Below are 5,432 nucleotides of genomic sequence, written 5' to 3'. Positions count from 1 at the left end.
TAGCACGGCCGCCCTTCTGTCATGTTTGGCATTGGGGTGTGCCCCCACTCCCCGGCAATACCATTGGCGCCGCTCAGTACCTGCTTGTTAAACACCAGGCCGCCGCCAGTGCCGGTGCCGAGGATTACGCCAAACACCGAGCTATAGGGCGCGCCAGCGCCATCCACGGCCTCAGACAGCGCAAAGCAATTAGCATCATTACTAAAACGAACCAGTCGCCCCAGCTGGATACTGAGATCATCACGCAGGGCTTCGCCATTGATACATTGGGTATTGCTGTTTTTCATGCGGCCAGTAAGGGCCGATTCAGCGCCTGGGCCGCCAACGCCCACACTCGCGTGACCACCGGCGGTCGCTTCTAGGCGGCCAACCAAATCAGCAATGGCATCGATAATGGCGGGGTAATTCTGCGGCGTAGCAACACGCTCCTTGGCGAGCACAATGCCGCTTGCAGATAGCACCACACCTTCAATTTTGGTGCCGCCAAGATCAATCCCTAGTTTCATGCTCAGCCCTTTTTAAAACCCGTCTACACCAGCTGCAATACCGCGACCACGCATACCCAACACAACAGGCTGCGCGACAGCAGCAGCTGCACCGCGGTAAGTTCATCTGCAGCCGACTTCACAAACTGCTCACCGTCTATCTGACCGTCAGGAATATAGCTTGGCAGGGACTTCATACCAATATCGTCTAACACCTCGGCGCTGGGTTGGTCACTGCTTACATGCTGTCGCCATACGCCAATACAGGTATCGAAGTTGGCGACAATAGCAAAGGCCAAGCCTAATAAACGCACTGGCGCCCACTCCAAATAAAACAGGCCGTTTGCTGCCGTATCACGATCTTGCTGAGGCAGACTGCTACTGGCAGCCAACATAAACAGCAGGCGGTAGGCTAAAGCCCCCGCTGGCCCCAGCAATACAAACCAGAACACCACCGCAAACCAGCGCTCAAAACCCTGATAGAAAACGGCCTTGCGCACACTCAAATGCAACTCCGAGGCATTATCAACACCGCTCTCACAGAGCTCGGCGCTGAACCCCCGACCATGCTGATAAGCACCTTCAAGATCACCGCGCTGCCAGCTATTTAAATACAGCTTTAAGAGAATCTGAAAGTCACCCCGCCCTAAGCTATAGAGCAAAATTGCCACGCTTAAAATAAACAAGGGCAAACCAAACAAGATAGGGCTAATTAGCCACAATACAGCAAACACGAGGATTACCGGCAAAGCAAATACTACAAATAGCCTCGCGCTACTGGCGGGAATTTTAAGCGCCATCAATTGCAAACGCTCAAACCACTCGTCTTTTTGGATCACCCCGCCGCTTCCCCAAAACTGTACGGCCGCCCAAGCAATTAAAATTGCAAAAAAATCCATGGTTTATTCCAATGCGTTTTTAAAATAGACCCAATCAAAAGCCGCGCCAGGGTCGGTTTTCCGCCCCGGCGCGATCTCATTATGCCCCACTATACGCGCTGCTGTAATCGCCGGGTATGAATTGCGCAGCACGCGACTAATGGCAATTAATGCATCGTACTGTGCATGGGTATAGGCAACTTCGTCACAACCTTCAAGTTCAATACCAATACTGAAGTCATTGCAATTTTCCCGCCCGTCAAACTGCGAGACCCCCGCGTGCCACGCGCGGTCGGCAAAAGACACAAACTGGCTCACGGCGCCATCGCGGTCAATCAATAAATGCGCGGAAACCGTAAGCCCGCGCAAATCAGCAAAGCTCTCATGGGCACTGCAATCGAGACAGTTGGCAAATAGGTCATGTATAAAGCGGCCGCCAAATTGGCCCGCCGGCAGACTGATATTGTGAATAACCAAAAGGCTAATCTCAGTAGCTGGTGGTCTGGCATTAAAATTTGACGATGGATGCTGGGCGACTGGGCTTAGCCAGCCAGCCGAATCAATGAAGTACATGCTACTTCCGCACTCGTTACGGCAAGGGGTGAGGCAAGATTACACGGGAAGCGGTGGGACTGTAAAACATTGCGCTAAATAAGCGAATCAAAGAGGAATGCGAAAGCCCCTTGCTACAGAGGCTTGTCTTTCATATCACGCAAATTGCTAATCACCGATTCTAAAGCGCGATCAAATTGGCGATCTTCGTCAATCAACAAAACTGCCTTACGCGCTAGCGCTACCGCCAGTTCGTCACGATTGAATTCCGCCACTTTAATCCCCGAGCGGTTCACAAAAATATAGCGACCAATGCCGTTAATAACAGCGGCCAATCGACACCGCAGCATTTTGCCGTCGTCTTGGCGCAGATCAACCCAATTGCCCACCCGTAACGACTGTAAACGTGCCGCTAATTGCGCGTCGTCGTCAGCTCTCGACGGATCCGGCTCAGCCGACGCCATATCAGAAACACGCTCATTGCCAGTGCCAAGCTGCGACTCGTCGTTATCGGCCCCAAAGCTTTGCTCCAACACTGCGTCTAAAGACGCAATATCTGAGCCCGCCGCAGTCTCGAGCTTTGCGGTTACCGTTGGTTCGGGGAGAGCGGGAGTGTCTTTGCGGCTCAACTTGGCAAGGTGTAAACGCTCAAGCTGATCTAGCCACTGGCTAGTCTCAAAGCTATTCAAAGACACCCGATTGAAACCCAATCTTAAGGTTTCAATCAAGACCGGAAGTGCCGAGATTAATTCATTGCGATGGCCTGGGTCACTAGAGGGCTGCACACTCCAAAGCAAACGCTCAATTAAGCCCGCATCTTCAGCAAATCGTTCGCTGTCGCGCCCATGCTGAATATAGCTTAGGAATAGCACCTTGCTCCAACCCAACTGCAATATTTTACTTAGCACTGGTGGGCAATCGACACCCGCCAAACGCGACTCCAAAACACCGGCAATATGCATTCGCGCAGTTTCTGCAGTTGCCTTGCCGTCTTCAGTGTCGACCGTACGCTGAGCAACCAGCTCGGCACGCCGCTTAGCCTTTTCATTGAAGGTAAGGAATTCCGCATGCGCGTCGACAAAAACTTGAGTATCTACACCAAAATCACGCAGCACCCGCATAACGACTTTTTCAATCTCGCGGTACAGTGGATCTTTCTCCACCCCAGCGACCGGCGACCAGCCAATACCCGCACTAACCAAGGCACTGAGTAACTTGCGGGCGGGATGCTCTTCATGACCGAAAAAACCCTTATCGAGCATGGCCATTTTCAGCACGGGTATCTGCAATCTAGCAATTAAGCCTTTTAAGGGCTCAGCCAAACTGTCGCCCTCTAAAATATACTGAAATAAGGCGCCAACAAAATTAATGGTGTCCTGGTCTCGCTGATAGCTCAGCGCCGAGGCATCGGTACTGGCAACCCGCATCACCTGTGATAAACGGCCAACCAACTTCTGAGCAATCGCGCTAAAATCAACACTATCACCACCGTTTACCGACACTTGCACATTAAAATGCGTAAACTGCTCGTTTTGCATATCTTGCAACGCGACCATAAACGAGGGCTTAGAAACCGCCGCGTTTGAGCCATCTAACTCAGCGTCGTTCGCGCTGAGCATGGTATCGAAGGCATCAAATAATTGGGTAACCAGCTCCGTTGATTCCGAACGTTCTTCAGTAGGTTTGTCATTGGACAATGCTTCACCATTGGCCTGATCTTGGGCTTCGTCTGAGGCACTGGGCTTGTTGTTCAGCAACTCAACAGGCAGGCCATTAGCCTCAAGTACGGGGCTTAAGGCATTATAGAAATCACCAAAGGCGCTAATAATCTGCGTATCAAACAGCTTAAATAAGACCAAGCGGGCCTTGATATCAATGTCTAAACTGCGGCATGCCGAGCCCAGTGCTTCGGCTATTTTGGCCGGGCCAACGGGCAACTCTTTGGCCGCCAGCACCGGACCATTCGTCGCCTGCTGCCATGCGGTGCACAACACCCAAACTTCTTTCAAAAAACGGCGTTCAGCCTTTTTTGCCATGCCCTCCAGCGCGACCAGCTCTTCCAACGCCTCAGACCCCAGCAAACGCAGCTTCGCCTGACCATTTTCTTGGGAGCTGGCTTTAATGCCACTACCAGAGAGATTAAAACCCTGGCCAAAAGTCTCGGCAAAGCCCATTTCAATAGACTGCCTATTCACCCGTATTTCGCGCATCGCATCAAAATACACATGCTGCTCACGAGCATTACTCGCGTCGTCCGCCAATTCAAATAAGGCATCGTCGACATCGTCTAGCAAACTGCAAAGACGGTCATTTAAATACAATACACACTTATCACGAATTGCGGCTATCGCCACCGGCAAGGCGGCGCCAGTCGACGCCGGCTCGCGCCGCGACTGTAAATCCACTACCTTAGATGACTGATCTACCATAATACTTTCGCCAAAATTTGCATGGGAGCGCTGAAAATATAAAACGTAAGGCCCTGAACTGTCGAGAAAAAGCTTAACAATGACGCATAATTCATGTGAATGACATAGTTATACGGCAAATACCCGTCAAGCCACCACTGTTACAACTACCTACAAGCCCAAGCAAAACACCATGAACATAGGCAGGCCAAGGCATGTGCTGGTAGAATAGCGGCGCTCCGAATTATCTTGTCAATAGCCCCGGAAAATCACCATGCAGCTCACAGCTCAATTACAACGCGACCTCACAGAAACCGTGGCCTTCGCTCTTAAAGAGGACATTGGCAGCGGCGACATCACCGCCCAGCTTATTCCCATCACAGAGACCGCAAAAGCCCGCATTATTACCCGGGAAAACGCCGTGATTTGCGGCACTGAATGGGTGAACGAGGTTTTTCGCCAAATTGATAGCTCCGTCACAATTCACTGGCATGTCGCCGACGGCGATGCCGTAAAACCCGATCAATTGCTTTTTGAACTAGCAGGCTCGGCGCGCTCACTACTCACCGGCGAGCGCACCGCCCTGAATTTTTTACAATTACTCTCTGGTACCGCAACTATCTGTAAAAGCTACGCCGATATCGTCGCCCACACTCAAGTGCGCCTGCTCGATACCCGTAAAACCATACCGGGTCTGCGCACCGCACAAAAATACGCGGTGACCTGCGGCGGCTGCCATAACCACCGTATTGGCCTGTACGACGCATTTCTTATAAAAGAAAACCACATCGCCGCCTGTGGTGGCATCCCCGCCGCCATCAGCGCCGCCAAAGAAATTGCCCCCGACAAACCCGTAGAAGTGGAAGTGGAGAGTTTAGCGGAGCTAGAGATCGCCCTAGCGGGTAATGCCGACATCATCATGCTGGACAACTTCAGCTTGGCTGACATGAAAACCGGCGTTGAGATGACGGCAGGGAGAGCCAAGCTGGAAGCATCCGGGAATGTCGACACCTCAACCTTGGCGGGTATTGCAGAGACTGGCGTGGACTATATTTCGATAGGCGCGCTGACTAAGCATGCGCAGGCGGTGGATTTGTCGATGCGGTTTA

At 52.0% G+C, this 5,432-nt stretch carries 5 protein-coding genes; 1 reads left to right on the top strand and 4 read right to left on the bottom strand.

Translation table 11 applies throughout. The annotated features are described in order from the left end of the window. The 4 genes from ABYP33_RS17120 to ABYP33_RS17105 all read right to left on the bottom strand — a co-directional run. Positions 1–506 (bottom strand): ROK family protein (locus tag ABYP33_RS17120; RefSeq protein ID WP_373092368.1); only part of this gene is annotated, 506 nt, incomplete at its 3' end. 23 nt (positions 507–529) lie between these two features. Next, complete coding sequence (gene ampE, locus ABYP33_RS17115) at positions 530–1,384, bottom strand: regulatory signaling modulator protein AmpE (protein WP_373092367.1); 855 nt, start codon at positions 1,382–1,384, stop codon at positions 530–532. Between the two features lie 3 nt (positions 1,385–1,387). Beyond that, a complete protein-coding gene (ampD, locus tag ABYP33_RS17110; protein WP_373092366.1) occupies positions 1,388–1,936 on the bottom strand; it encodes a 1,6-anhydro-N-acetylmuramyl-L-alanine amidase AmpD in 549 nt (182 codons plus the stop codon). Positions 1,937–2,049: 113 nt separating this feature from the next. Continuing rightward, complete coding sequence (locus tag ABYP33_RS17105) at positions 2,050–4,344, bottom strand: DUF1631 domain-containing protein (protein ID WP_373092365.1); 2,295 nt, start codon at positions 4,342–4,344, stop codon at positions 2,050–2,052. 253 nt (positions 4,345–4,597) lie between these two features. Between ABYP33_RS17105 and nadC the strand changes: the two genes are divergently transcribed. After that, positions 4,598–5,432, top strand: an 835-nt coding sequence (gene nadC / locus ABYP33_RS17100) for a carboxylating nicotinate-nucleotide diphosphorylase (RefSeq protein ID WP_373092364.1), incomplete at its 3' end; no start/stop codon positions are given.

The organism is Zhongshania sp. (genome assembly GCF_041584495.1).
GTDB lineage: Bacteria > Pseudomonadota > Gammaproteobacteria > Pseudomonadales > Spongiibacteraceae > Spongiibacter.
This window is presented reverse-complemented; position numbering and strand designations above follow the sequence as displayed.

Excerpts from the sequence above, each read along its gene's own strand:
- ampD (WP_373092366.1), bottom strand. The coding sequence starts at position 1,936 with ATGTACTTCATTGATTCGGCTGGCTGGCTAAGCCCAGTCGCCCAGCAT.
- ABYP33_RS17105 (WP_373092365.1), bottom strand. The coding sequence starts at position 4,344 with ATGGTAGATCAGTCATCTAAGGTAGTGGATTTACAGTCGCGGCGCGAG.
- ampE (WP_373092367.1), bottom strand. The coding sequence starts at position 1,384 with ATGGATTTTTTTGCAATTTTAATTGCTTGGGCGGCCGTACAGTTTTGG.